This window comes from Burkholderia sp. BCC0419, from assembly GCF_902830285.1.
GTDB lineage: Bacteria > Pseudomonadota > Gammaproteobacteria > Burkholderiales > Burkholderiaceae > Burkholderia.
In genome coordinates this window covers 128,249-154,773 of sequence record NZ_CADESR010000009.1, presented here as the reverse complement: position 1 = coordinate 154,773, position 26,525 = coordinate 128,249, and the positions used below count along the sequence as shown (strand labels likewise).

The window sequence follows — 26,525 nt, the reverse complement described above, 5'->3', positions numbered from 1 at the left end:
GCATCCTCTCACACCACATTGCCGGGCTCGCACCGGCGCACGAACCCACCATGGCAAGCACGACTCTCGGCGTCAAAGTCGACGACCTTCTCCGCTCGCGCCTCAAGGACGCTGCCGCGCGTCTCGAGCGCACTCCTCACTGGCTGATCAAGCAGGCGATCTTCGCGTATCTCGAGCGGATCGAGCACGGCCAGCTGCCGCCCGAGCTGTCGGGCCACAGCGGCGTGACGGAGCTCGCCGACGGTCAAGCCGCGGACAGCGACGACGACAACTCGCCGCATCCGTTCCTCGAGTTCGCGCAGAACGTGCAGCCGCAATCGGTGCTGCGCGCGGCGATCACGGCCGCGTACCGCCGCCCCGAACCGGAGTGCGTGCCGTTCCTGCTCGGCCAGGCGCGCCTGCCCGCGAACCTGCAGGCGGACGCGCAGGCGCTCGCGACGAAGCTGGTCGAGGCGCTGCGCGAGAAGAGCTCGGGCGGCGGCGTCGAGGGGCTGATCCACGAGTTCTCGCTGTCGAGCCAGGAAGGCGTCGCGCTGATGTGTCTCGCCGAAGCGCTGCTGCGCATTCCCGATCGCGCGACGCGCGATGCGCTGATCCGCGACAAGATCAGCAAGGGCGACTGGCGTTCGCACGTCGGCCACGCGCCGTCGCTGTTCGTGAACGCGGCGACCTGGGGGCTGATGATCACCGGCAAGCTCGTGACGACCAACAGCGAAGCCGGCCTGTCGTCGGCGCTCACGCGCCTGATCGGCCGCGGCGGCGAGCCGCTGATCCGCAAGGGCGTCGACATGGCGATGCGCCTGATGGGCGAGCAGTTCGTCACCGGCGAAACGATTTCCGAAGCGCTCGCGAACAGCCGCAAGTACGAAGCGCGCGGCTTCCGCTACTCGTACGACATGCTCGGCGAAGCGGCGACGACCGAAGAGGACGCGCAGCGCTACTACGCATCGTACGAACAGGCGATCCACGCGATCGGCAAGGCGGCCGGCGGCCGCGGCATCTACGAAGGCCCGGGCATCTCGATCAAGCTGTCGGCGCTGCATGCGCGCTACTCGCGCTCGCAGCAGGACCGCACGATGAGCGAGCTGCTGCCGCGCGTGCGTGCGCTCGCGCTGCTCGCGCGCCGCTACGATATCGGCCTGAACATCGACGCGGAGGAAGCCGATCGTCTCGAACTGTCGCTCGACCTGCTCGAGGCGCTGTGCTTCGATCCGGATCTCGCGGGCTGGAACGGCATTGGCTTCGTCGTGCAGGGTTACCAGAAGCGCTGTCCGTTCGTGATCGACTACCTGATCGATCTCGCGCGCCGCAGCCGTCACCGCCTGATGATCCGTCTGGTGAAGGGCGCGTACTGGGACTCCGAGATCAAGCGTGCACAGGTCGACGGCCTCGAAGGTTATCCGGTCTATACACGCAAGATCTACACGGACGTGTCGTACCTCGCATGCGCGAAGAAGCTGCTCGCGGCGCCGGACGCCGTGTACCCGCAGTTCGCGACGCACAACGCATACACGCTGGCCGCGATCTACCAGCTCGCGGGCCAGAACTACTACCCGGGCCAGTACGAATTCCAGTGCCTGCACGGGATGGGCGAGCCGCTGTACGAGGAAGTCACGGGTCGCGACAAGCTGAATCGTCCGTGCCGCGTGTATGCGCCGGTCGGCACGCACGAGACGCTGCTCGCGTACCTCGTGCGCCGGTTGCTGGAGAACGGCGCGAACACGTCGTTCGTGAACCGCATCGCCGACAAGACCGTGTCGGTGAAGGAGCTGGTTGCCGATCCGGCGGATGAAGCGATGAAGGTCGTGCCGCTCGGCGCGCCGCACGCGAAGATCCCGCTGCCGCGCAACCTGTACGGCGACGAGCGTCCCAATTCGATGGGCCTCGACCTGTCGAACGAACACCGTCTCGCGTCGCTGTCGTCCGCGCTGCTCGCGAGCGCGCACCATCCGTGGCGCGCGGCGCCGATGCTGGCCGACGACGCGCTCGCCGACGCCCCGGCACGCGACGTACGCAACCCGGCCGACCAGCGAGACGTGGTCGGCACGGTCAGCGAAGCGACGGCCGAACACGTGAGCGCGGCGCTCGCGCACGCGGTGGCCGCCGCGCCGATCTGGCAGGCGACGCCGGTCGATGCGCGCGCCGATTGCCTGGTGCGCGCGGCCGATCTGCTCGAAGCGCAGATGCACACGCTGATGGGCCTGATCGTGCGCGAAGCCGGCAAGTCGCTGCAGAACGCGATCGCCGAAATCCGCGAAGCGGTCGACTTCCTGCGCTACTACGCGGCGCAGATCCGCGGCGAATTCTCGAACGACACGCATCGTCCGCTCGGCCCCGTGGTCTGCATCAGCCCGTGGAACTTCCCGCTTGCGATCTTCATGGGCCAGGTGGCCGCGGCGCTCGCGGCCGGCAACACGGTGCTCGCGAAGCCGGCCGAACAGACGCCGCTGATCGCCGCGCAGGCCGTGCGGCTGCTGCGCGAGGCCGGCGTGCCGGCCGGCGCGGTGCAGCTGCTGCCGGGCACGGGCGAAACCGTCGGCGCGGCGCTGGTCGCCGATCCGCGCACGCGTGCGGTGATGTTCACGGGCTCGACCGAAGTCGCGCGCCTGATCAACAAGACGCTGTCCGCGCGCCTCGACCCGGACGGCAAGCCGATTCCGCTGATCGCCGAAACGGGCGGTCAGAACGCGATGATCGTCGACTCGTCGGCGCTCGCGGAGCAGGTCGTCGCGGACGTGATGCAGTCGTCGTTCGATTCGGCCGGTCAACGGTGTTCGGCGCTGCGCGTTCTGTGTCTGCAGGACGACGTCGCGGATCGCACGCTGACGATGCTCAAGGGCGCGATGCACGAGCTGGCGCTCGGCAACCCCGACCGCCTGTCGACCGACGTCGGCCCGGTGATCGACGCCGAAGCGAAGCAGACGATCGACACGCACGTCGCGACGATGAAGGACAAGGGCCACACGGTCACGCAACTGCCGTCGCCGGAGGCGTGCGCGCACGGCACGTTCGTGCCGCCGACGCTGATCGAGATCGGCAGCATCGACGAGCTCAAGCGTGAAGTGTTCGGCCCCGTGCTGCACGTGGTGCGCTACCGCCGCAACCAGCTCGACAAGCTGCTCGAGCAGATCCGCGCGACGGGCTACGGCCTGACGCTCGGCATCCACACGCGGATCGACGAGACGATCGCGCACGTGATCTCGAATGCGCACGTGGGCAACATCTACGTGAACCGCAACGTGATCGGCGCGGTGGTCGGCGTGCAGCCGTTCGGCGGCGAAGGGCTGTCGGGCACGGGCCCGAAGGCCGGCGGCGCGCTGTACCTGCAGCGTCTGCTCGCGACGCGTCCGTCGGGCCTGCCGCGCTCGCTCGCGCAGTCGCTGATCGCCGACGGCGCGACCGAAAGCGATGCGCGCGGCAACCCGGCGGCAGCGCTCACGACGCTGCGCGACTGGCTGATCGAGCAGCGCGAGCCGGCGCTGGCCGCGCGTTGCGACGGCTATCTCGCGCAGGTGCCGGCCGGCGCGACCGCCGTGCTGACCGGCCCGACGGGCGAGCGAAACACGTATACACTCGGCCCGCGCGGCACGGTGCTGTGTGTCGCGGCCACGCCGGGCGGCGCGCGTGCGCAGTTCGCGGCGGTGCTGGCGACGGGCAACCGCGCGTTGTTTGCCGGCGCGGCGGGCGAGGCGCTGGTCGCTGCGCTGCCGGCGTCGCTGAAGGCGCACGCGGCCGTGCGCAAGCAGGCCGACGCGCCATTCGACGCGGTGCTGTTCGAAGGCGACAGCGACGAGCTGCAGACGCTCGTGAAGGACGTCGCGCAGCGGCCGGGCCCGATCGTGTCGGTGCAGGGCGTGTCGGTGGGCGCGTTCGAGAACGGCGACGCGGAAGACTATGCGCTCGAGCGGCTCTTGACGGAGCGCTCGGTGAGCGTGAATACGGCCGCGGCGGGCGGCAATGCGAATTTGATGACGATCGGCTGATCATCCTTGCCGTTCGGATCAAACAAAGGAAGCGGCCAGGCGATCCCTAAGCCGCTCCATTTACCCTGGTACCAAGGAGATGCTATGCAACACACGATGAAAAAGGTGGCAGGCGCGACGTTCGTCGCGGTCATGTCGCTGGCGGGGACGGCCCATGCGGATGACGTGAAGATCGGTTACGCAGGGCCGATGACGGGCGCGCAGGCGCACTACGGCAAGGATATGCAGAACGGGATCGTGCTCGCGCTGGAAGACTTCAACGCGACCAACCCGAAGATCGGCGGCAAGCCGGTGAAGTTCGTGCTCAACACGCAGGACGACCAGGCCGACCCGCGCACGGGCACGACGGTGGCGCAGAAGCTCGTCGACGACGGCATCAAGGGCATGCTCGGCCACTTCAACTCGGGCACGACGATTCCCGCCTCGCGCATCTACGCGAACGCGGGCATTCCGGAAATCGCGATGGCGACGGCGCCGGAATACACGCAGCAGGGTTACAAGACGACCTTCCGCATGATGACGTCCGACACGCAGCAGGGCGCGGTGGCCGGCACGTTCGCGTCGAAGGATCTCGGCATGAAGAAGATCGCGATCGTCGACGACCGCACGGCCTACGGCCAGGGTCTTGCCGACCAGTTCGAGAAGGCCGCGAAGGCCGGCGGCGCGACGATCGTCGACCGCGAATTCACGAACGACAAGGCCGTCGACTTCAAGGCGATCCTGACCAAGCTGAAGGCCGTGAAGCCGGATCTCGTCTACTACGGCGGCGCGGATTCGCAGGCAGCGCCGATGGTCAAGCAGATGAAGACGCTCGGCATCACCGCACCGCTGATGAGCGGCGAAATGGTGAAGACGCCGACGTTCCTGAAGATTGCGGGCAATGCATCGGAAGGCACGATCGCATCGCTGGCCGGCCTCCCGCTGGAAGAAATGCCGGGCGGCAAGGCTTACGCCGACAAGTACAAGAAGCGCTTCAGCGAAGACGTGCAGACGTACTCGCCGTACGCGTACGACGGCGCGATGGCGATGCTGAACGCGATGAAGAAGGCCGATTCGACCGATCCGGCGAAGTACCTGCCGGTGCTCGCGAAGACCGACATGGCCGGCGTCACGTCGACGCACGTCGCGTACGACGCGAAGGGCGACCTGAAGAACGGCGGCATCACGATGTACAAGGTCGAGAAGGGCGAGTGGAAGCCGCTGAAGAGCATCGGCGGGAAGTGAGCAGCCTGTCGTGATGTTCTGAAGCGCGGGCGGCGGCGAAGGTCGCTGCCCGGCTGATCGTGCATGTAAAAAAGCCATCGGGCCGTTGGGACCCGGTGGCTTTTTTATCGGCGTGAGCGGGGGGCTACTCGCCGCGCACGCGCAGCAGGAACTTCTGCAGCTTGCCGGTCGGCGTGCGCGGCAGCGCCTGCACGAACGTGAATTCGCGCGGGACCTTGTACGCGGCGAGCCGCTCGCCGCAGAACGTGCGCAGCGCATCCGCATCGGGCGCCGCGTTCGCCCGCATCACGACGTGCGCGACGACCGTTTCGCCCCAGTCCGGATGCGGGACGCCGACGACGGCTGCCTCGGCGATGTCCGGGTGCGCGCCGAGCACGTCCTCCACTTCCTTCGAATAGACGTTCTCGCCGCCGGTGACGATCATGTCCTTCAGCCGGTCGACGATGAATAGATAGCCATCCTGATCGATCCGCGCGATGTCGCCGGTGCGATACCAGCCGTCCGGCGCGAACGCGGCGCGCGTCGCGGCCGCGTCGTCGAGATAGCCGAGCATCATGCAGCCGGTCTTCAGCCAGATCTCGCCGGTCTCGCCCGGCTGCGCATCGACGCCGTCCATCCGCACGACCCGCAGGTCGACGCCCGGGCCGCCGTGGCGGCCGATCGAGCCGGCCTTCGCGATCTGCTCGTCCGGATACAGTGTCGTGCCGGCCGGCCCGGTTTCCGTCATCCCGTACACGTGGAAGAACGCGTGGCTGCGATACGCATGGGCGAGCCGTTCGGCCTGCGCGGCGCCGATCGGGCCGCCGCCGTACAGCCACGCGCGCACGCTCGACAGGTCGAATGCTGCGAAGCCGTCGATCGTGTCGAGCGGCAGCGTATACGACACCGGCGCGCCGAAATACAGCGTCACGCGTTCGCGCTCGACGGTCTGCAGGAAGCGCAGCGGATGGTATTCGCGCAGCAGCACGACGGTGCCGCCCGCATACAGCGTGCCGCCGAACCAGTTGTTCAGCGGCGACGAATGCCAGATCGGCATCGCCATCAGCGTGCGCTCGTGGCGGCCGATCCCGGTCGCGAGCGCCGCCTGCATCGCGGCGAGCGTCACCGTGCGATGACTGTGCACGCAACCCTTCGGGCGGCCGGTCGTGCCGGACGTGTAGAGGATCTGCGCGATGTCGTCGTCGGCGGGCTCGATGCCCGCGAGGCCGTCCATCGTCGCGCACATCGTGTCGAAGCTCGGCACGCCGTCGAGTTCGCCCTCGGTCACGAGCCGCCGCGCGGGATGGACGATCCGCTCGACCACCGGCGCGAGCGCCACGTCGAACAGCAGCGCGGTGCTGCCGCTGTGTTCGAGCACGTAGTCGACTTCCGGCGCCTGCAGCTTGTGGTTGATCGGCACGAACGCCGCGCCGAGCCGCCATGCACCGAACATCAGGTCGACGAAGGCCGGCGTGTTGAAGCACATCGCGGCGACGCGGTCGCCGGCCGCGACGCCGAGCGCGCTCAGCACGGCCGCCGCGCGGTGCGAACGCTCGCGCGCGGCCGCATAGGTGATCGTCGCGGATTCGCTGACGAGGAACGGCTTGTCGGGCGTCGCACGGGCGGCGCGGTCGAGGGCGGCGACGAGGTTCATCGAGGCTCCGGGGCGGGGCGAACGAACGCGAATTCGGGTGAACGGGCCGGCGTCAGGCCGGGTATGCGCGCTGCAACAGCGCGGCGACGTCGATCGCATGCGGATCGAAGCCGCCCGCGATGCGGCCCCAGTCGGGCGCGGCGAGCCGTGTCGCGACGAACGCGTCGGCGACCGCCGCCGGCGCATCGCGGCGCAGCAGGCACGCCTGCGCGACGAGCGCGAGCCGCTGCGCGAACACGCGGCCCGACGCTTCGAGCGTGTCGGCTGGCGCGGCGAGCATCGCGCGCAGTGCGTCGAGCGCCGCGCGGATGCGCGGTTCGCCCGCGCCGAGGTCGGCCAGTTCGTCGAACAGCGCGGCGGCCGCATCGGGCTCGCGCGACACCGCGCGCAGCACGTCGAGGCACATCACGTTGCCCGAACCTTCCCAGATCGAGTTGACGGGCGCCTCGCGGAAGAGGCGCGCGATCGGGCCGTCGTCGACGTAGCCGTTGCCGCCGAACACTTCCATCACCTCGCCGGTCAGCTCGACCGCGCGCTTGCAGACCCAGAATTTCGCGGCGGGCGTGACGATCCGCTTCCATGCGCGTTCGCGCGGCGAGTCGTCGCGCTCGAACGCGTCGGCGAGCCGCATCGCGAGCGACAGGGCCGCCTCGCTTTCGAGCGCGAGATCGGCGAGCACGGTGCGCATCAGCGGCTGCTCGGCGAGCGCGCGGCCGAACGCATGGCGCTGGCGCGTGTACGCGATCGCCTGCACGACGCCCTGGCGCAGCATCGCCGCGCTGCCGAGCACGCAGTTCAGCCGCGTGTAGGTGGCCATCTCGATGATGGTCGGAATGCCGCGGCGTTCGTCGCCGAGCATGATGCCCCACGCGTCGTTCAGCTCGATCTCGCTGCTCGAGTTGCTGCGGTTGCCGACCTTGTTCTTCAGCCGCTGGATCTCGACCGCATTCTTCGTGCCGTCCGGCCGCCAGCGCGGCACGTAGAAGCACGACGGGCTGCCGCCTTCGGTGTGCGCGACGACGAGGTGCGCGTCGCACATCGGCGCGGAGAAGAACCACTTGTGGCCGCGCAGCCGGTATTCGCCGCCGCGCCCGCCGGCGCCGACCGGCGTGGCGAGCGTCGTGTTCGCACGCACGTCGGAGCCGCCCTGTTTCTCGGTCATGCCCATGCCGAACCAGATCGCGCGCTTGTCGGCGACCGGCACGTCGCGCGGATCGTAGTCGTCGCTGTAGAGCTTGTCGCGCAGCAGGTCCCACAGCGCGGGCTCCTTCTGCAGCACGGGAATCGCGGCCTGCGTCATCGTCGCGGGGCACAGCGTGCCGGCCTCGATCTGGCCGTGCAGGTAGAAGCCGGCGGCCGTCGCGGCCCAGCGGCCGCGGCGCGCGTCGCGGAACGCGAGCGACACGAAGCCTTCGTTGCGGTACATCCCGAGCAGCGTGTGCCAGGCCGGATGGAAGTCGACGCGGTCGATGCGCCGGCCGCGCCGGTCGAACGCATTGAGTTCGGGGGGGTGGCGGTTCGCTTCGTCGGCGAGTTGCGCGGTGTCGGCGCTGCCGAGCCGCGCACCGTATGCGTCGAGCCGCGGCACGGCCCAGTCGGCGCCCGCGCGGGCGAGCGCGTCGCGCAGCGCGAGGTCCGTCGCGAAGAGGTTATAGTCGACGAGTTCGTCGAACTGGTTCGTGACGGCGTGAGTCGAGTCGGTCATCGCGGTTGTCTCCGGTCTCATGCTGCGCGGTCAGCCGGCGTCGTGCCGCACGAAGGGCGCTTCGGCGCGGGTGCCGGCTTCCGGTAAACGTATTCCCTGCTGAATTCAGAGTAGCAAATATGCCGCCGCGACATGTTCAGGTTCCGGCGCCGCCCGGCTCGCCGGCGGCGCAACCCGCGCCCGCGTTGCGCCGCCGGCCGCGCCAGTCGCGTGCGCAGGCGAGTTCCGACGCGCTGCAACAGGCGTTCGTTCAGCTTTTGCTCGAACGCGGCTACGCGAAGGCGACGATCCGCGAGATCGCGGCCGTCGCGGGCGTCAGCATCGGCACCTTCTACGAGTATTTCGGCGACAAGCAGAGCCTTGCGGCGCTCTGCATCCACCGCCGCGTGCTGGCGCTGGCCGACCAGTTGCGCGAAACGGTGCAGCGGCTGCGCGGCGCGCCGCGGGCCGAACTCGCCGCCGCGCTGGTCGATCTCCAGGTCGATACGATCGCCGCCGACGCGGCGCTGTGGGGCGCGCTGTTCGCGCTGGAGCGGCAGGTGTCGCCGCTGGCCGCCTATCGCCGACATTACGACGCCTATGTCGCGCTGTGGCGCGACGCGCTGGCCCACGCGGCCGATCCGCCGCCGGCCGCACGGCTCGACGGGCTTGCGCGGATGGCCCACACGATCTGCTACGGTGGGCTGTCGCAGGCGTTGCTGACGCTCGGACCGGCGCTCGATTTCGCCGCGCAACGCCGCGAACTGCGGGCCGTGCTGCTCGCGTACCTCGCAGCGGCCCACGCCTAGTCTTTCCGTAGGGGAAATGCCTGATTCGCATATCGGGCGCTCAGGCCGGCCTTGCCGATCGGCGCTTCTCACCACGAGCCATGAGAAAAATGCATGGCCGCCATGACGAACTTTCGATTGTCCGCCGATATTGGCTGGGGCTAAATCATGCGGCAGATGCAGGGCTGCGCATGGCGCGGCCCGCCCGAAGGACATCAGGAGGAGTCATGCGAAGCGCCACCGCGCCCCGTTCGAAACTGCCCGACGTCGGGACGACGATCTTCACGGTGATCGGCCAACTGGCTGCTCAACACGACGCGTTGAACCTGTCACAGGGCGCACCGAATTTCGCGCCAGATCCGGCGCTCGTCGAAGGCGTCGCGCGCGCGATGCGCGACGGTCACAACCAGTACGCGCCGATGGCCGGCGTGATCGCGCTGCGCGAGCGGCTCGCCGAGAAGACCGAGGCGCTGTACGGCGCGCGCTACGACCCGGCGACCGAGATCACGGTGATCGCGAGCGCGAGCGAAGGGCTTTATGCGGCGATCAGCGCGCTCGTGCATCCCGGCGACGAGGTGATCTATTTCGAGCCGTCGTTCGACAGCTATGCGCCGATCGTGCGGCTGCAGGGCGCGACGCCGGTCGCGATCAAGCTGTCGCCCGAGCATTTCCGCGTGAACTGGGACGAAGTGGCCGCGGCCATCACGCCGCGCACGCGGATGATCATCGTCAACACGCCGCACAACCCGACCGCGACGGTGTTCTCCGCCGACGATCTCGAGCGGCTCGCGCAGCTCACGCGCGACACGGGCATCGTGGTGCTGTCCGACGAAGTCTACGAGCACGTCGTGTTCGACGGCGCGCGGCACCAGAGCGTCGCGCGCCACGGCGAGCTGGCCGAGCGCAGCGTGATCGTGTCGTCGTTCGGCAAGTCGTTCCACGTGACCGGCTGGCGGGTCGGCCATTGCCTCGCGCCGGCCGAACTGATGGACGAGATCCGCAAGGTGCACCAGTTCATGGTGTTCTCGGCCGACACGCCGATGCAGGTCGCGTTCGCGGAGATCCTCGCGCGGCCGGACAGCTATCTCGGCCTGTCGGCGTTCTACCAGGCCAAGCGCGACCTGCTCGCGCGCGAGCTGGCCGATTCGCGTTTCGAGCTGCTGCCGAGCGAAGGCTCGTTCTTCATGCTCGCGCGCTTTCGCCACTTCTCGGACGAAAGCGACAGCGATTTCGTGCTGCGCCTGATCCGCGACGCGCGGGTCGCGACGATTCCGCTGTCGGCGTTCTATACCGACGGCACCGACGCCGGCGTGATCCGGCTCAGTTTTTCGAAGGACGACGCGACGCTGGTCGAAGGCGCGCGGCGGCTGCGTTCGCTGTAGAAAAACCGGCGACGGGCACGTCGCATCGACCAGACACAGGAGATCCTGATGAAGCACACGACCACCCTGAAACTCGCGTTCGCACTCGCGTGCGCCATCGGCTCCGGCGCGGCGCTCGCCGATGCGCCGACGCTGCGTTTCGGCCTCGAAGCGCAATACCCGCCGTTCGAATCGAAGGCGCCGAACGGCGACCTGCAGGGCTTCGACATCGACGTCGGCAATGCCGTCTGCCAGACGGCGAAGCTGTCGTGCAAATGGGTCGAGACCTCGTTCGACGGGCTGATCCCGGCGCTGAAGGGCCGCAAGTTCGACGCGATCAACTCGGCGATGAACGCCACCGAGCAACGGCGCCAGGCGATCGACTTCACGACGATCATCTATCGCGTGCCGACCCAGTTGATCGCGCGCACCGGCAGCGGCCTGCTGCCGACGCCGGAATCGCTGAAGGGCAAGCGCGTGGGCGTGCTGCAGGCGTCGATCCAGGAAACCTTCGCGAAGGCGCACTGGGAGCCGGCCGGCGTCGCGGTCGTCGCGTACCAGGACCAGAACCAGGCGTATGCGGATCTGGTCGCGGGCCGCCTCGACGCGACGCTCGTGCTCGCGCCGTCCGGCCAGCGCGGCTTCCTGTCGCGCCCGGACGGCAAGGGCTTCTCGTTCGTCGGCCAGCCGGTGCACGACGACAAGATCCTCGGCAGCGGCATCGCGTTCGGCCTGCGCAAGGGCGACGACGCGCTGAAGGCGAAGCTCGACGCGGCGATCGACAAGCTGAAGGCGGACGGCACGGTGAAGTCGCTCGGCCTGAAGTATTTCGGCGATATCGACATCTCGACGAAGTAAGCGGGGCCGCGCACGATGCCGACCCCGAACCCGACCGCCGCGGGCAGCGAACCGGACGGCATGCCGCTGCCGGACGATGCCGTCGCTGCCGTGCTCGCCGCCGAACTGGGCGACGCGCTCGTCACGCGCGCGGCCGATATCGACCCGCGTTACTTCACCGCGTACAACGAGCCGGCCGGCGTGCGGCCGCGTGCGCTGGTGCGTCCACGCAGCGTCGACGAGGTATCGCGCACGCTCGCGCTGTGCATGCGGCTCGGCCAGCCGGTCGTGCCGCAAGGCGGGCTGACGGGGCTCGCGCGCGGCGCGATCGCGCTGGGCGGCGAGGTCGTGCTGTCGATGGAGCGCTTCGCGGGCATCGAGGCGCTCGACGCGGCGGCCGGCACGATCACCGTGCGCGCAGGCACGCCGCTGCAGACGGTGCAGGAAGCCGCGGAAGCGGCGGGCTTCACGTTCGGCGTCGATCTCGGCGCGCGCGGCTCGTGCCAGATCGGCGGCATGCTCGCGACCAATGCGGGCGGCACGCGCGCGATCCGCTACGGAATGATGCGCGAGCAGGTGCTCGGGCTGGAAGCCGTGCTCGCGGACGGCACGGTCGTGTCGTCGATGAACCGGATGCTGAAGAACAACGCGGGCTACGACCTGAAGCAGCTGTTCATCGGCAGCGAAGGGACGCTCGGCGTCGTCACGCGCGCGGTGCTGCGGCTGCATCCGTTGCTCGCGGCGCCGGCCACCGCACTCTGTCGCGTGCGCGACTACGACGCGGTGGTCGCGCTGTGGAACCGCGTGCGCACGCTGCCGGAGGTCGTCAGCTTCGAGGCGATGTGGCCGGCGTTCTACGACTATGTCGCGCGCCATACGCCCGGTGTGTCGGCGCCGTTCATCGGCGATGGCGGTTTCGTGGTGTTGATCGAATGCGCGACGAGCGCGCCGGGCGGCGATGCGCACCATGCGCTCGAAACGGGGCTGGCCGCGGGGTTCGATGCAGGCCTTGTCGACGATGCGGTGCTCGCGACTTCCGAGCGGCAGGCGCGCGATTTGTGGACGCTGCGCGAAGGCCTCGCGATCGATGCGCTGCCCGATCTCGTCAACTTCGACGTGAGTCTGCCGACGGGCGAACTCGGCGCATTCGCCGAACGCTGCGAGGCGGCGTTGCGGGCGCGCTGGCCGGCGCTCACGTGCCTGTTCTTCGGCCATGTCGGCGACGGCAACGTGCATATCGGCGTGTCGTTGGCCGGGATGACCGACGCGGACGCCGATGCGCTCGATCACTGCGTGTATGCGGTGGTGCGCGACATGGGCGGCTCGGTATCGGCCGAGCACGGGATCGGCGTGCTCAAGCGCCCTTATCTCGCGCACACGCGCAGCGATGCGGAAATCGGGCTGATGCGGCGCCTGAAGGCCGCGCTGGACCCGCGCGGCATCCTGAATCCCGGCAAGGTGCTTTGACGGGGGCGATTCCCGTTGCCGACGGGAATCGGTCTGCATGACACGTCAGCCGTCCACCCAGCGCAGCGCACCGATCTTCAGGTGTTCGACGACGCTGCGCGCCCAGTCGAGCTCCGCGTTGAGCAGCACGAGCGCATGTTCGTTCTGCAGCAGGAACAGGCGCGGCACCTGGTCGGCCTGCGCGGTGGCGCGCAGCGCTTCCAGCCGCTCGCGCTCGGCGTCGAGCCGTGCGATTCGCAGCTCGAGCTGGTGGCGCGCATCTTCCGCATCGAGCAGCGGCAGGAACGCGAGGCCGGCGCCGAACGCCGGAAATTCACGCGCGGGCTCCGCGAGCAGCGTATGCAGCCAGGCCTGCCCCGCCGTGTGACCGGCTTCGGTCAGCGCATACAGCGTGCGCTCCGGAAACGCGCCGTCGCGCTCGGTGTCGTGTACGGCGATCAGCCCGTCGCGCAGCAGCCGGTCGATCGTCTGGTAGAGGCTCGTGCGCTGCCGTACGTTGACGACTTCGTCGTAGCCGCGGGCCTTCAGTTGCTGCAGCATCCCGTACGGATGCATCGGCGTTTCGGTGAGCGTCGCGAGGACGGCCAGCGCGAGCGGGGACGGGCGACTTGCAGACATGAATAGTTAGAGTATTTCTAGTAAGAATATAACTATTCTCGATCAGACTATCTTGTTTGACAAGGGTTTCAGCCGAGGTGTGAGCGTTTCGCGGCCGGCGCGACGGTTTCCATCGTGGTGAGGCCGTGCACGATGCCGCAATCCTCGACCGAATGCTCGCCGACGCACTTGCGGCGCAATTCGGTGAGCTGGTCGCGCAGATGCGTGAGTTCCGCGAGGCGCGCATCGACGTGTCCGATGTGATCGTCGAGCAGCGAATTGATCGAATCGCAGCGATCGGCCGGCGTGTCGGTGAGCTGCAGCAGCGCGCGAATTTCGTCGTGCGCCATGTCGAGCGCGCGGCAGTTGCGGATGAAGCGCAGCCGTTCGACGTGCACGTCGGTGTAGTTGCGGTAGTTCGAATCGGTGCGCTCCGCGTCCGGCATCAGCCCCCCTTTCTCGTAGAAACGGATCGTCTCGGGCGTGCAGCGGGCCGCTTTGGCCAGTTCGCCAATCTTCATGCCTTTCTCCCGTGTAAGGGTTGACCTTGTAGTGGCTTCAGGGTGTTAACTCTACACCGTCAAGCCACAAAGGAGGTTGTCATGACCGACGCCCAGCGTCCCCACGACCCACGACACCGTCATGCCGACGGCGCCGATGCGTGCTGCGCCGATTCATGCGACACGCAGACGGCGACCGTTGCCGACGCGGCGCCGGCGGCCGGCGAGCGCGCGCACGGCCATGCCCACGATCACGGGCACGACCACGCCGCGCATGGCGGTGCGGGTCATGACCATGACCACGATCACGACCATGCTGGCGACGACAAGCATGTGCACGGTGCCACGTGCTCGCACGACCACGCCGCGCATGACCATGCCGGCCACGACCACGACCACGACCACGACCACGACCACGACCACGCGGCCGGCGACTGCTGCGCGCCTGCCGCGCTGACGCTCGCGCCGCTGCCGGTCGCGCAGGCGACCGCGTCGGGCCATGTGCGCTCCGCGTTCCGGATCATGCAGATGGACTGCCCGACCGAGGAAACGCTGATCCGCAAGAAGCTCGGCGGGATGCGCGAAGTGTCGGCGCTCGAATTCAACCTGATGCAGCGGATGCTGACCGTCGAGCACGTGCCCGGCGCGCAGCCGGCGATCGAAGGCGCGATCCGCACGCTCGGGATGACGCCGGAGGCCGCCACGGCCGGCGCCCCGGCGGCGCGCGTCGCCGACGCGCCCGCGAAGCCGTGGTGGCCGCTGGCGCTCGCCGGCGTCGCCGCGATCGCGTCCGAAGGCGCGACCTGGGCCGGGCTGCCGGTGTGGCTGTCGGCGGCGCTCGCGCTCGCCGCGGTGCTCGCGTGCGGGCTCACCACGTACAAGAAGGGCTGGATCGCGATCCGCAACGGCAACCTGAACATCAACGCGCTGATGAGCATCGCGGTGACGGGCGCGATGGCGATCGGCCAGTGGCCGGAAGCCGCGATGGTGATGGTGCTGTTCACGATCGCCGAGCTGATCGAGGCGAAGTCGCTCGACCGCGCGCGCAATGCGATCCAGGGGCTGATGCAGCTCGCGCCGGATACCGCGACCGTGCAGCAGGCCGACGGTTCGTGGCGCACGATCGAGGCCGCGCAGGTCGCGCTCGGTGCCGTCGTGCGCGTGAAGCCGGGCGAGCGGATCGGGCTGGACGGCGAAGTCGTCGCGGGCCGCTCGACGGTCAACCAGGCGCCGATCACCGGCGAGAGCCTGCCCGTCGACAAGGCGGCCGGCGACGCCGTGTACGCGGGCACGATCAACGAATCGGGTTCGTTCGACTACCGCGTAACGGCCGTCGCGGCCAACTCGACGCTCGCGCGGATCATCCACGCGGTCGAGGAAGCCCAAGGCGCGAAGGCGCCGACGCAGCGCTTCGTCGACCAGTTCGCCCGCGTCTACACGCCGATCGTGTTCGCGGTCGCGCTGCTGGTCGCGGTGGCGCCGCCGCTCGTGATGGGCGGCGCGTGGCACGACTGGATCTACCGCGCGCTCGTGCTGCTCGTGATCGCGTGCCCGTGCGCGCTGGTGATCTCGACGCCGGTGACGATCGTGTCGGGCCTCGCGGCGGCCGCGCGGCGCGGGATTCTCGTGAAGGGCGGCGTCTATCTGGAAGAAGGGCGCAAGCTCGCATGGCTCGCCCTCGACAAGACCGGCACGATCACGCACGGCAAGCCGGTGCAGACCGACTTCGACGTGCATGCGGACGACGCCGATGCGGCGCGCGTGCGGCACCTCGGCGCGAGCCTCGCGGCGCGCTCCGATCACCCGGTGTCGCAGGCGATTGCCGCCGCGGCCCGCGACGCCGGCACGACGGCATTCGCCGACGTGCAGGACTTCGAAGCGATCGTCGGGCGCGGCGTGCGCGGCACGATCGACGGCACGCGCTACTGGCTCGGCAATCACCGGCTCGTCGAGGAACTCGAGCGCTGCTCGACGGCGCTCGAGGCGAAGCTCGACGCGCTGGAGCGGCAAGGCAAGAGCGTCGTCGTGCTGGTCGACGCAACGCGCGTGCTCGGCATCTTCGCGGTGGCCGACACGATCAAGGACACGAGCCGCGACGCGATCGCCGATCTGCATGCGCTCGGCATCCGCACCGCGATGCTGACGGGCGACAACCCGCATACCGCGCAGGCGATCGCGCAGCAGGCCGGCATCGACGACGCGCGCGGCAACCAGTTGCCGGAAGACAAGCTCGCGGCGGTCGAGGAACTGTCGGCGGGCGGCGCGGGCGCGGTCGGGATGGTCGGCGACGGGATCAACGATGCACCGGCGCTCGCGCGCGCCGACATCGGCTTCGCGATGGGCGCGATGGGCACCGACACGGCGATCGAGACGGCCGACGTGGCGCTGATGGACGACGACCTGCGCAAGATTCCCGCGTTCGTGCGACTGTCGCGCGCGACGCACCGCGTGCTGGTGCAGAACATCGGCTTCGCGCTCGGCGTGAAGGTCGTGTTCCTCGGCCTCACGGTCGCGGGGCTCGGCACGATGTGGATGGCGGTCTTCGCCGACGCGGGCGCGAGCCTGATCGTCGTGGCCAACGGCTTGCGGCTGCTGTCGTCCTCAGGGGCGTTCGGCGGCGCCCAGGCCAAGCGTTGAGGAGCGGGCGATGAGCTTTCTGAAACGGATTCTCGGCGGCCACGGCGGTGGCCATGGCAGCGGGCACGGCAATAGCGGAAACGGAAGCTACGGTAGCCACGGTAGCGGGCATCACGGCGGACAGCGCCAGGGCGGGCATGGCGGCCACGATGCGCGCGGCCGTGATCGCCACGGCTGGGGCTGGCAGGCGCCGGCCGATGCGGGCAACGGTGGGCAGGGCGGCGGTCTGGCGCTGAACCACCTCGCCTGCGCGGGCTGCGGCGCACTCAATGCTGGCGATGCACGCTTCTGCACGCAGTGCGGCGCGGCGCAACGCGGCAAGGCCTGCAGCCGCTGCCATGCGGCGCTGGCGGCCGACGCGCGGTTCTGTCCCGGCTGCGGGACGCAGGCGGCTTGAAGAGGTTCGCGCGTTCGTGCCAGCCGCGCATAAGCACAGGCCGGCACGCTTCGTTCGACCGCCGGCGCACCGGCATGCCCGATGTCGTCCCGCGCATGCCCGCACCAGCAATATCGTCGCGGTCCGTCCCGATACACGGCTCCACGACGCACCCGCCGCTCAGCGCAGCGGCAGGTGAATTTCGGTGCGCAGGTCGGCCGGCGCCGTATCCATCGGCGTATTGAGGTACAGCTCGAACGGCGGCGCGTCGGCGGCTTCGCGGCCCGAGTGACGCAGCCAGTCACCGTACAGCCACTGGTAGGCCGTCTTCAGGTCCGCATACGGCCCCGTATGCAACAGCACCGCGTATTCGCCGCCTGCGATCGTCACACGCTCGACCGGCGGCACGGGCGCGACGTCCGGCGCGCCGTCGGCCGGCATGAAGCACGCTTTCGCGCGCAACTGCGCTTCGGGCGTCGTGTCCGGATCGTCGTAGAAAATCCCGATCATCTTCGCGCCCGGGCCGATCAGTCCGTGCTGCCCGACCCACGCGCCGATCCGCCCGAACGCGTCGCCGACCTTCATGTACGCGCCGGTGTGCGCCACCGCGTAGCCGCGCAGTTCCGGCAGGCGCCGGATCTCGACCTCATGCTTGAACATGTCTTCCTCTCCTCTCAGTAATGGATAAATCGGCCGGTGAGTGCCCGTGCGCCGGTGCTGTGCGGGGAGCACGCCGTATGCATCGCGAAACGCCCGCGCGAACGCGTGCGTCGAACCGTAGCCCGCGCGCCGCGCGATCTCGTCGAGCGGTCGCGCGGTGCAGACCAGATCCTCGGACGCCCGCACGATCCGCATCCGCCGCACCGTCAGCACGATCGACTCGCCGTATAGCGCGCGGTAGACGCGCTGCCAGTGATACGGCGACAGGCACGCGACTTCCGCGAGCCGGTTCAGGTCGAGCGGGCCGTCCAGATGCGCGCTGATGTACGCATGGACGCGCGCCACGCTCGCCGCGTAGCGCACCCACGCGGGCGGGTCGGTTTTCGTTTCGGCTGGGGTCATCGGCGTGTCCGGGCTGGAACCGACGCCACGGTAGCACGGCCCGAATGGACAAATCTTGCGGAAATGCGTAGCCGTCCGAAATCTGCCCCTTTTTATTCCAGCGAAATAGGGTCTTGTCCCGCTGCGATCTAGAACTAAAGTTAAAGACGGTGAAATCGGGTGAACGCGTCATTTTTCTCGGGTAAGTTGCTCGGACGGGGCAGCACGCTTTTCGAATTACGCAGGTCGTTCGTCGATGTTCAATCGCCACACCACGTTTTCGGGAGAAGAAGAAATGGATGCTTCCAGCTTCATCACGTCGCTGCAGACCACGCTAGGCGGATACCTGCCCAAGATCGCCGGCGCGATCGGCATCCTGGTAATCGGCTGGCTGATCGCCGTGGTGGTGCGGGCCGGCGCGCTGCGCCTGCTCAACGCACTGAAGGTCGATCAGCGGATCACCGACAGCACCGGCCAGGGCGCGTGCGTCGAACGCATCATCGCCGGCGGGCTGTTCTGGCTCATCCTGCTCGTCACCGCGGTGGGCATCTTCAACGTGCTCAACCTGTACGCGGTCTCCAATCCGTTCTCGCTGCTCGTCACGCACATCGTCAACTACCTGCCGAACCTGATCGGCGGCGCGGCGCTGACGCTGATCGCGTGGCTGATCGCGTCGCTGCTGCGCAGCCTCGCGAACCGCGCGCTGAAAGCGAGCAAGGTCGATGACAAGCTGTCCGAAAGCGCCGGCATGCAGCCGATGAGCGGCTATCTCGGCGACGTGCTGTTCTGGCTCGTGATCCTGATGTTCCTGCCGGCGATCCTTGGGTCGTTCGCGCTGTCGGGCCTGCTGTCGCCGGTGCAGGGGATGGTCGACAAGCTGCTCGCGATCGTGCCGAACCTCTTCGCGGCCGCGGTGATCGGCTTCGTCGGCTGGGTCGTCGCACGCGTGCTGCGCGGCCTCGTGACGAACCTGCTGGTCGCCGCCGGCGCCGACCGCCTCACGCAAGGGATCGACAGCCCGACGCCGGTGCGCGTGTCGAGCCTGGTCGGCACGATCGTCTACGTGTTCGTGTTCGTGCCGACGCTGATCTCCGCGCTCGACGCGCTGAAGATCGACGCGATCTCGATTCCCGCGACCAACATGCTGAACCAGTTCCTCGGCGCGGTGCCGGACATCGTCGCGGCGATCGTGATCGTGCTCGTCACGTTCTACTTCGCGCGCTTCGTCGCGTCGCTCGCGCAGAAGCTGCTGGAAGCCGCCGGCGTCGACGGGCTGCCGGCCGTGCTCGGGGTCGAGCGCGTGTTCTCGGGCATCCTGCAGCCGTCGGTGCTGGTCGCGCGGCTGATCGTGTTCTTCGCGATGCTGTTCGCGTCGGTCGAGGCCGCGAACCGGCTCGGCTTCTCGCAGGTGCGCGACGTCGTCACGCTGTTCATCGAATTCGGCGGCCATGTGCTGATGGGCGGTGTGATCCTCGTGATCGGCGTGTGGCTCGCGGGCCTCGCGCGCCGCGTGATCGAGCAGGCCGACCGCGAGCACAGCGTGCTGTTCGCGCGCATCGCGCAATTCGCGATCCTCGGCCTCGTATTCGCGATGGGGCTGCGCGCGATGGGCATCGCGAACGAAATCGTCCAGCTCGCGTTCGGCCTCGTGCTCGGCGCGATCGCGGTGGCCGTTGCGCTGTCGTTCGGCCTGGGCGGCCGGGAAGCGGCCGGCAAGCTGCTCGACCGCTGGTTCAACCAGCGCGGCGGCGGCCAGTAAGCACGGGCGATCCGGCCCGCATCGCGCAGGCCGGATCGCCGCCGCAATCTGCGCGGCCGGCGTTACCGCGAGCGTTTCCGTAAGCATTTCTGCAAGCGAAATGTCAGCCGCGATCTTTGCCGAATTTCGATAACACGTCGTTTAATGACTCTCTAGCATCGATTCTCAGTCGCGCGGGCCCGCAGGCCCGGCGCCCTTGAGGAGAATCCGATGAAAGCAGAGTCGAATGGCCGGCCCGCCGCCGGCGCCAAGTCGTCCGGCCAGCCCGCGCTGCAGCAGACGCTCGGGACCTGGCAACTGTGGGGCATCGCGGTCGGCCTCGTGATTTCCGGCGAGTACTTCGGCTGGAGCTACGGCTGGGCGAGCGCGGGCACGCTGGGTTTCGTGATCACCGCGCTGTTCGTCGCGGCGATGTACACCACCTTCATCTTCAGTTTCACCGAGCTGACCACGTCGATCCCGCACGCGGGCGGCCCGTTCGCGTATGCGCGCCGCGCGTTCGGCCCGACCGGCGGCTACCTGGCCGGCGCGGCGACGCTGGTCGAGTTCGTGTTCGCGCCGCCCGCGATTGCGCTCGCGATCGGCGCGTACCTGCACGTGCAGTTTCCGGGGCTCGAACCAAAGCATGCGGCGATGGGCGCGTATCTCGTGTTCATGGCGCTGAACATCGTCGGCGTACAGATCGCGGCGACCTTCGAGCTGGTCGTCACGCTGCTCGCGATCTTCGAGCTGCTGGTGTTCATGGGCGTCGTGTCGCCGGGCTTCTCGTGGAGCAATTTCACGAAGGGCGGCTGGTCGGGCGCCGATCACTTCAGCGTGGGCGCGTTCCACGGGATGTTCGCGGCGATTCCGTTCGCGATCTGGTTCTTCCTCGCGATCGAAGGCGTCGCGATGGCCGCCGAGGAAGCGAAGAACCCGAAGCGCTCGATTCCGATCGCGTACGTGGCCGGGATCCTGACCCTCGTGGCGCTCGCGATCGGCGTGATGGTGTTCGCCGGCGGCGCGGGCGACTGGACCAAGCTCGCGAACATCAACGACCCGCTGCCGCAGGCGATGAAATACATCGTCGGCGCGAACAGCGGCTGGATGCACATGCTCGTGTGGCTCGGGCTGTTCGGGCTCGTCGCGTCGTTCCACGGGATCATCCTCGGCTATTCGCGCCAGATCTTCGCGCTGGCCCGCGAAGGCTACCTGCCGGAGTGGCTCGGGAAGGTGCATCCGCGCTTCAAGACCCCGCATCGCGCGATCCTCGCGGGCGGCGTGGTCGGGATTGCCGCGATCTACAGCGACGAGCTGATCCAGTTCGGCGGGCAGACGCTCACCGCGAATATCGTGACGATGTCGGTGTTCGGTGCGATCGTGATGTATATCGTCAGCATGGCGTCGCTGTTCAAGCTGCGCCGTTCGCAGCCGAACATGGCGCGGCCGTTCCGCGCGCCGCTGTACCCGATCTTCCCGGCATTCGCGATCCTGGCGGCGCTGGTCTGCCTCGGCACGATGGTGTATTTCAACGGGCTGGTGGCGATGGTGTTCGTCGGCTTCCTCGCGATCGGCTACGCGTACTTCCTCGCGACCCGCGCGCAGCGCGCGAGCGCCCCCGGCGACGCGCTGCTGGAGGAGTGAGCGCGGTGACGACGGTGCAGGTGAACGTGAAAGGCCGTTCCTGACGGCATCCGGCGCGCCCCGTCGAACGGGCGCGCCGTCGGCTTTTGGCAAGGAGATTCGAACGATGTCCTATACGGAGACGATCGGTCCGCGCACGTACCGCTTCGCGGACCTGAAGACGCTGCTCGCGAAGGCGAGCCCGCTGCGTTCCGGCGACCAGCTCGCCGGCGTCGCGGCGGCGAGCGAGGAGGAGCGCGTCGCCGCGAAGATCGCGCTCGCGGGCGTGCCGCTGAAGGCGTTCCTGAACGAAGCGGTGATCCCGTATGAAGACGACGAGGTCACGCGCCTCATCATCGACGATCACGACGCGCAGGCGTTCGCGGACATCTCGCACCTCACCGTCGGCGATTTCCGCAACTGGCTGCTGTCGCCCGCGGCCGACGGCGCCGCGCTCGAACGGATTGCGCCGGGCCTCACGCCCGAGATGGTCGCGGCCGTGTCGAAGCTGATGCGCAACCAGGACCTGATCGCGGCCGCGCGCAAGCGCCGCGTGGTCACGCGCTTTCGGAATACGGTCGGGCTGGCCGGCCGGATGTCGGTGCGGCTGCAGCCGAACCACCCGACCGACGACGTGAAGGGCATCGCCGCATCGATGCTCGACGGGCTGATGTACGGCTGCGGGGACGCGATGATCGGCATCAACCCGGCCACCGACAGCCTCGCGGCGATCGTGAAGCTGCTCGCGATGATCGACGGCTTCCGCGAACGCTACGGCGTGCCGACCCAGTCATGCGTGCTCACGCACGTGACCAACACGATCGCGGCGATCGAGAAGGGCGCGCCGGTCGATCTCGTGTTCCAGTCGATCGCGGGCACCGAGAAGGCGAACGCGAGCTTCGGGATCTCGCTCGCGCTGCTCGCTGAGGCGCGCGAGGCCGCGCTGTCGCTGAAGCGCGGCACGGTCGGCAACAACCTGATGTACTTCGAGACGGGCCAGGGCAGCGCGCTGTCGGCGAACGCGCATTTCGGCGTCGACCAGCAGACCTGCGAAGTGCGCGCGTATGCGGTCGCGCGCAAGTTCGAGCCGTTCCTCGTGAACACGGTGGTCGGCTTCATCGGGCCCGAATACCTGTACGACGGCAAGCAGATCATCCGCGCGGGGCTCGAGGATCACTTCTGCGGCAAGCTGCTCGGCGTGCCGATGGGCTGCGACATCTGCTACACGAACCACGCGGAAGCCGACCAGGACGACATGGACACGCTGCTGACGCTGCTGGGAGCGGCCGGCATCAACTTCATCATGGGGATTCCGGGCGCGGACGACGTGATGCTGAACTACCAGAGCACGTCGTTCCACGATCAGCTCTACGTGCGCGAGGTGCTCGGCCTGCGCCGCGCGCCCGAGTTCGAGGAGTGGCTGGAGACGATGGAGATCGCCGACGCGCACGGCGCGCTGCGCACGGCGACGGCACGCGTGCCGCTGCTCGCGGGCGCGAACGACTGGCTGGGGGTATCCGCATGAGCGACGCCATCGAGAAGAATCCGTGGGCGCAGCTGAAGTCGTTCACGAACGCGCGGATCGCGCTCGGCCGCGCGGGCAACAGCCTGCCGACCGCGCCGCTGCTGGCCTTCAACCTGTCGCATGCGCAGGCGCGCGACGCGGTGCACCAGCCGCTCGATGCGGATGCGCTGCGGCGCGAGATCGAGGCGGCCGGCCTGCTGCCGACGCTCGGCGTGCAGAGCGCCGCGCCGGATCGCGACCATTACCTGCGCCGGCCCGATCTCGGCCGCAAGCTGTCGGACGACAGCCGCGGGCTGCTGGCCGGCTACGGGGCGGCGCTCGACGAGGCGCCCGATGTCGTGTTCGTGGTTGGCGACGGGCTGTCGGCGTTCGCGGCCGCGAAGCAGGCGCTGCCGCTGTTGCAGGCCGTGCGGCCGCGGCTCGACGCGGACGGCTGGCGGATCGGCCCGGTGGTGGTCGCGACGCAGGCGCGCGTCGCGCTCGGCGACGAAATCGGCGAGCTGCTGCGCGCGAAGGTGGTCGCGATGCTGATCGGCGAACGGCCCGGGCTCAGCTCGCCGGACAGCCTCGGCGTGTACCTGACGTGGGCGCCGAAGGTCGGCTGTCACGACGCGCTGCGCAACTGCATCTCGAACGTGCGGCCGGAAGGGCTGCCGCACGCGGCCGCCGCGCACAAGCTGCATTACCTGATGACCCACGCGCGCCGGCTCGGGCTGACGGGCGTCGGGCTGAAGGACGACAGCGACGCGCTGCTGCCGCCGGCCGAAGCCGAGCGGATCGGGGCGACTACCTGAACAGCCGCTCGCACAGGAAATCGACGAACACGCGCAGCTTCGGCGATAACTGCCGGCTCGACGGCCACACGATCGAGAACTGCCCCGGCGCGATCCGGTAATCGTCGAGCACGGTGACGAGCGCGCGCTGTTCGAGCGCGTCGCGCGCGAGGAAGTCGGGCATGTAGCCGATGCCGAGCCCCGCGAGCACGGTGCCGCGCAGCGCTTCCATGTTGTTGCAGGTCATCGTGGTGCGCAGCGTGAGCGGCGTGCCGTCGTCGGCCGCGAGCGCCCAGTCCTGCAGCTTGCCGGTGGTCGGGAAGCAGTAGCGCACGCAATCGTGCGCTTCGAGCTCGCGCGGCGTGCGCGGCGTGCCGGCCTGCGCGAGATACGCGGGCGTCGCGCACAGCACGAACGCAAACGGGCCGAGCCGCCGCGACATCAGGCTCGAATCGGACAGCGGGCCGCTGCGGATCACTGCGTCGAAACCGCCTTCGACGACGTCGACCATCCGGTCGTTGAAATCGAGATCGAGCTCGACGTCCGGATAGCGCTGCCGGAATTCGGGCAGCACCGGCAGCAGGAAGCGGTAGCCGATCACCGGCAGGCTCACGCGCAGCTTGCCGCGCGGGCGCTGCGCGGACGCCGTCACGGTCGCCTCCGCGTCGCGGAAATCTTCGAGGATCCGCTGGCAGCGTTCGTAGAAATGCCGCCCTTCGTCGGTGAGCGTCACGCGCCGCGTCGTGCGGTTGAACAGGCGCACGCCGAGCGACTGCTCCAGTTTCGCGATCGTCTTGCCGACCGCCGACGCCGAGATGCCGAGCGCGCGGCCGGCCGCGACGAAGCTCAGCGCTTCGGCGGTGCGGACGAACGCGACGATGCCGGTGAGGTTTTCCATCGAATCGAACGGTGTGCGGCGATGCACGCTGGTGGGGCAATTGCGGAATTTTAGTCCGTTATATGCGGAGCTTCGCGTGGTTTTTCGCGGATTGAATCGGATTTATCTTCTGTCGCTCTGATGGCGCATCCGCGCCGGCTTTTCGAGGAGCGATGATGGATCACCCTGTTTCAGCCGTTTCGGCCCACGCGGCGCGCCGGCGCGCGTGGGTGCTGGCCGCCGTCTGCATGGCCGCCGTCGCGCTGCCGCTGTCGTTTTCGGGCGGCGCGGTCGCGACCCCGGCGATCGGCCGCGACCTGCACGGCAGCCCGGTCGCGATGAACTGGATCACCAACGCGTTCATGCTCGCGTTCGGCAGCTTCCTGATGGCGTCGGGCGCGCTGGCCGACCAGTTCGGCCGCAAACGCCTGTTCGCGATCGGTGTTGGCGGTTTCACGCTGATGTCGGTCGCACTCGCGTTCGCGCCGTCGATGCTCGCGGTCGATCTGCTGCGCGCCGCGCAAGGGCTGGCGGCGGCCGCGGCGCTGGCCGGCGGCACGGCCGCGCTCGCGCAGGAATTCGACGGCGCGGCGCGCACGCGTGCATTCAGCCTGCTCGGCACGACGTTCGGGATCGGGCTCGCATTCGGGCCCGTGCTCGCCGGCGGGCTGATCGGGCATTACGGCTGGCGCGCGATCTTCGTGACGAGCGCGGTGGCCGGCGTGCTGTCGCTCGCGTTCGGGCTGCCGCGCATGCACGAGTCGCGCGATCCGCACGCGACGGGGCTCGACTGGCCCGGCACGGCCGCGTTCACGGCCGCGCTGACGCTGTTCACGTTCGGCGTGATCGAGGCGCCCGCATGCGGCTGGTCGAGCCCGCTCGTGATCGCGCTGCTGGCCGGCGCGGCGCTCGGCGCGTGCGCGTTCGTGACGATCGAGACGCGCGTCGCGCGGCCGATGCTCGACCTGTCGCTGTTCCGCATCACACGCTTCGTCGGCGTGCAGGTGCTGCCGGTGTCGACCTGCTGCTGCTACATCGTGCTGCTCGTCGTGCTGCCGCTGCGCTTCATCGGCATCGACGGCTTCAGCGAGATCGACGCCGGCTGGCTGATGCTCGCGATCTCCGCGCCGATGCTGGTCGTGCCGTTCGTCGCGGCGACGCTCACGCGCTGGCTGTCGGCCGGCGTGATTTCCGGGCTCGGGCTGCTGGTCGCGGCGGCCGGGCTCGTGTGGCTCGGCATCGCGCTGCGCGGCGGCGCGGGGCCGGCGGCGATCGCGCCGATGCTCGCGATCGGCGTCGGCGCCGGCATGCCGTGGGGGCTGATGGACGGGCTGTCGGTGAGCGTCGTGCCGAAGGAGCGCGCGGGGATGGCGACGGGCATTTTCAGCACGACGCGCGTGGCCGGCGAGGGGATTGCGCTCGCGATCGTCGGCGCGGTGCTGGCCGCGCTCGCCCAAACGGGGCTCGCGCACGCGGCGGGGGCCGCCGGCACGCCGGACGCGACGCTGCGGGCCGCCGCGCGGCTCGCGACCGGCGATCTCGCGGGCGCGGCTGCCACGTTGCCGGGCGTCGGTCGTGCGGCATTGATCGCGAGCTACACGCACGCGTTCGACCGGCTGCTGACCGGGTTGGCCGTCGTCACGGTGCTGTGCGCGGTGGTGGTGTTCGGGTTTCTCGGCGGGCGGCCGGTCGCCGACGAAACGGGCGACGAGGCGGACGGCCACGCGCACGCCGATGCGTCGGCGCGCAGCCGGATCGAACCGGCCTGTGCGCAGACGCACGGGCGGTGAGCGTTGCATCGCGGCGCATCGGCGCTTAGGCATTTCGGCTTTTCCGACAACGCAGCCGCCGTGCCCGGATA

Annotated in this window: 20 protein-coding genes; 13 read left to right on the top strand and 7 right to left on the bottom strand. The window is 69.0% G+C overall.

The genetic code is table 11. The annotated features are described in order from the left end of the window. The first annotated feature begins 50 nt into the window (after window positions 1-50). Entirely contained in the window at window positions 51-3,983 is a 3,933-nt protein-coding gene (putA, locus tag HWW87_RS30235; protein WP_175823377.1) for a trifunctional transcriptional regulator/proline dehydrogenase/L-glutamate gamma-semialdehyde dehydrogenase, read from the top strand. A gap of 84 nt (window positions 3,984-4,067) precedes the next feature. After that, complete coding sequence (locus HWW87_RS30230; protein ID WP_175823376.1) at window positions 4,068-5,207, top strand: branched-chain amino acid ABC transporter substrate-binding protein; 1,140 nt, start codon at window positions 4,068-4,070, stop codon at window positions 5,205-5,207. A gap of 124 nt (window positions 5,208-5,331) precedes the next feature. Here the strand turns inward: HWW87_RS30230 and HWW87_RS30225 are convergent, their stop codons facing one another. Next, window positions 5,332-6,840, bottom strand: a complete 1,509-nt coding sequence (locus HWW87_RS30225) for an AMP-binding protein (RefSeq protein ID WP_175823375.1) — start codon at window positions 6,838-6,840, stop codon at window positions 5,332-5,334. Window positions 6,841-6,892: 52 nt separating this feature from the next. Beyond that, window positions 6,893-8,545 (bottom strand): acyl-CoA dehydrogenase family protein, encoded by a 1,653-nt coding sequence (locus tag HWW87_RS30220; protein ID WP_175823374.1) that lies wholly within the window; start codon window positions 8,543-8,545, stop codon window positions 6,893-6,895. Between the two features lie 119 nt (window positions 8,546-8,664). Between HWW87_RS30220 and HWW87_RS30215 the strand changes: the two genes are divergently transcribed. From HWW87_RS30215 to HWW87_RS30200, 4 genes are all read left to right on the top strand, one after another. Further along, window positions 8,665-9,333 carry a TetR/AcrR family transcriptional regulator gene (locus HWW87_RS30215; protein WP_175823373.1) on the top strand — a complete coding sequence of 223 codons (669 nt, stop codon included), beginning with the start codon at window positions 8,665-8,667 and terminating at the stop codon, window positions 9,331-9,333. 206 nt (window positions 9,334-9,539) lie between these two features. Next, window positions 9,540-10,694, top strand: a complete 1,155-nt coding sequence (locus tag HWW87_RS30210; protein WP_175823372.1) for a pyridoxal phosphate-dependent aminotransferase — start codon at window positions 9,540-9,542, stop codon at window positions 10,692-10,694. A gap of 48 nt (window positions 10,695-10,742) precedes the next feature. Beyond that, the gene (locus HWW87_RS30205; RefSeq protein WP_034209634.1) at window positions 10,743-11,531 is read left to right on the top strand and encodes an ABC transporter substrate-binding protein; all 789 of its coding nucleotides are present in this window, start codon (window positions 10,743-10,745) and stop codon (window positions 11,529-11,531) included. Between the two features lie 15 nt (window positions 11,532-11,546). Then, window positions 11,547-12,977: an FAD-binding oxidoreductase gene (locus tag HWW87_RS30200; protein WP_175823371.1), complete on the top strand. Its 1,431-nt coding sequence runs from the start codon at window positions 11,547-11,549 to the stop codon at window positions 12,975-12,977. 45 nt (window positions 12,978-13,022) lie between these two features. Here the strand turns inward: HWW87_RS30200 and HWW87_RS30195 are convergent, their stop codons facing one another. The 3 genes from HWW87_RS30195 to HWW87_RS37295 all read right to left on the bottom strand — a co-directional run bounded on the left by HWW87_RS30195 (window position 13,023) and on the right by HWW87_RS37295 (window position 14,407). Further along, window positions 13,023-13,595: a PadR family transcriptional regulator gene (locus HWW87_RS30195; protein WP_175823370.1), complete on the bottom strand. Its 573-nt coding sequence runs from the start codon at window positions 13,593-13,595 to the stop codon at window positions 13,023-13,025. A gap of 68 nt (window positions 13,596-13,663) precedes the next feature. Beyond that, window positions 13,664-14,095: a Cd(II)/Pb(II)-responsive transcriptional regulator gene (gene cadR / locus HWW87_RS30190; protein WP_175823369.1), complete on the bottom strand. Its 432-nt coding sequence runs from the start codon at window positions 14,093-14,095 to the stop codon at window positions 13,664-13,666. Window positions 14,096-14,248: 153 nt separating this feature from the next. Then, window positions 14,249-14,407, bottom strand: coding sequence for a hypothetical protein (locus tag HWW87_RS37295; protein ID WP_244107364.1), 159 nt, complete (start codon window positions 14,405-14,407; stop codon window positions 14,249-14,251). Here HWW87_RS37295 and HWW87_RS30185 point away from each other — a divergent pair, their 5' ends adjacent. Beyond that, complete coding sequence (locus tag HWW87_RS30185; RefSeq protein ID WP_244107363.1) at window positions 14,408-16,711, top strand: heavy metal translocating P-type ATPase; 2,304 nt, start codon at window positions 14,408-14,410, stop codon at window positions 16,709-16,711. A 10-nt stretch (window positions 16,712-16,721) separates the two neighbouring features. Continuing rightward, a complete protein-coding gene (locus HWW87_RS30180) occupies window positions 16,722-17,108 on the top strand; it encodes a zinc ribbon domain-containing protein (RefSeq protein ID WP_175823367.1) in 387 nt (128 codons plus the stop codon). Window positions 17,109-17,267: 159 nt separating this feature from the next. On the opposite strand, the gene HWW87_RS30175 is transcribed toward HWW87_RS30180, so the two are convergent. Beyond that, window positions 17,268-18,149 carry an AraC family transcriptional regulator gene (locus HWW87_RS30175; protein WP_175823366.1) on the bottom strand — a complete coding sequence of 294 codons (882 nt, stop codon included), beginning with the start codon at window positions 18,147-18,149 and terminating at the stop codon, window positions 17,268-17,270. A gap of 274 nt (window positions 18,150-18,423) precedes the next feature. On the opposite strand from HWW87_RS30175, the gene HWW87_RS30170 reads away from it, so the two are divergent. From HWW87_RS30170 to eutC, 4 genes are all read left to right on the top strand, one after another. Then, window positions 18,424-19,887: a mechanosensitive ion channel gene (locus HWW87_RS30170; protein WP_175823365.1), complete on the top strand. Its 1,464-nt coding sequence runs from the start codon at window positions 18,424-18,426 to the stop codon at window positions 19,885-19,887. A 210-nt stretch (window positions 19,888-20,097) separates the two neighbouring features. Then, entirely contained in the window at window positions 20,098-21,510 is a 1,413-nt protein-coding gene (eat, locus tag HWW87_RS30165; protein WP_174432136.1) for an ethanolamine permease, read from the top strand. A gap of 106 nt (window positions 21,511-21,616) precedes the next feature. Then, on the top strand, window positions 21,617-23,014 hold the full coding sequence (locus tag HWW87_RS30160) for an ethanolamine ammonia-lyase subunit EutB (protein ID WP_175823364.1): 1,398 nt from the start codon (window positions 21,617-21,619) through the stop codon (window positions 23,012-23,014). After that, a complete protein-coding gene (eutC, locus tag HWW87_RS30155) occupies window positions 23,011-23,808 on the top strand; it encodes an ethanolamine ammonia-lyase subunit EutC (protein WP_175823363.1) in 798 nt (265 codons plus the stop codon). Before HWW87_RS30160 ends, eutC begins: the two co-directional genes overlap by 4 nt. On the opposite strand, the gene HWW87_RS30150 is transcribed toward eutC, so the two are convergent. Further along, window positions 23,801-24,685, bottom strand: coding sequence for a LysR family transcriptional regulator (locus tag HWW87_RS30150; protein WP_175823362.1), 885 nt, complete (start codon window positions 24,683-24,685; stop codon window positions 23,801-23,803). The genes eutC and HWW87_RS30150 overlap by 8 nt on opposite strands. Before the next feature lie 155 nt (window positions 24,686-24,840). Between HWW87_RS30150 and HWW87_RS30145 the strand changes: the two genes are divergently transcribed. Continuing rightward, window positions 24,841-26,454 (top strand): MFS transporter, encoded by a 1,614-nt coding sequence (locus tag HWW87_RS30145; protein WP_175823361.1) that lies wholly within the window; start codon window positions 24,841-24,843, stop codon window positions 26,452-26,454. The last annotated feature ends 71 nt before the right edge of the window (window positions 26,455-26,525 follow it).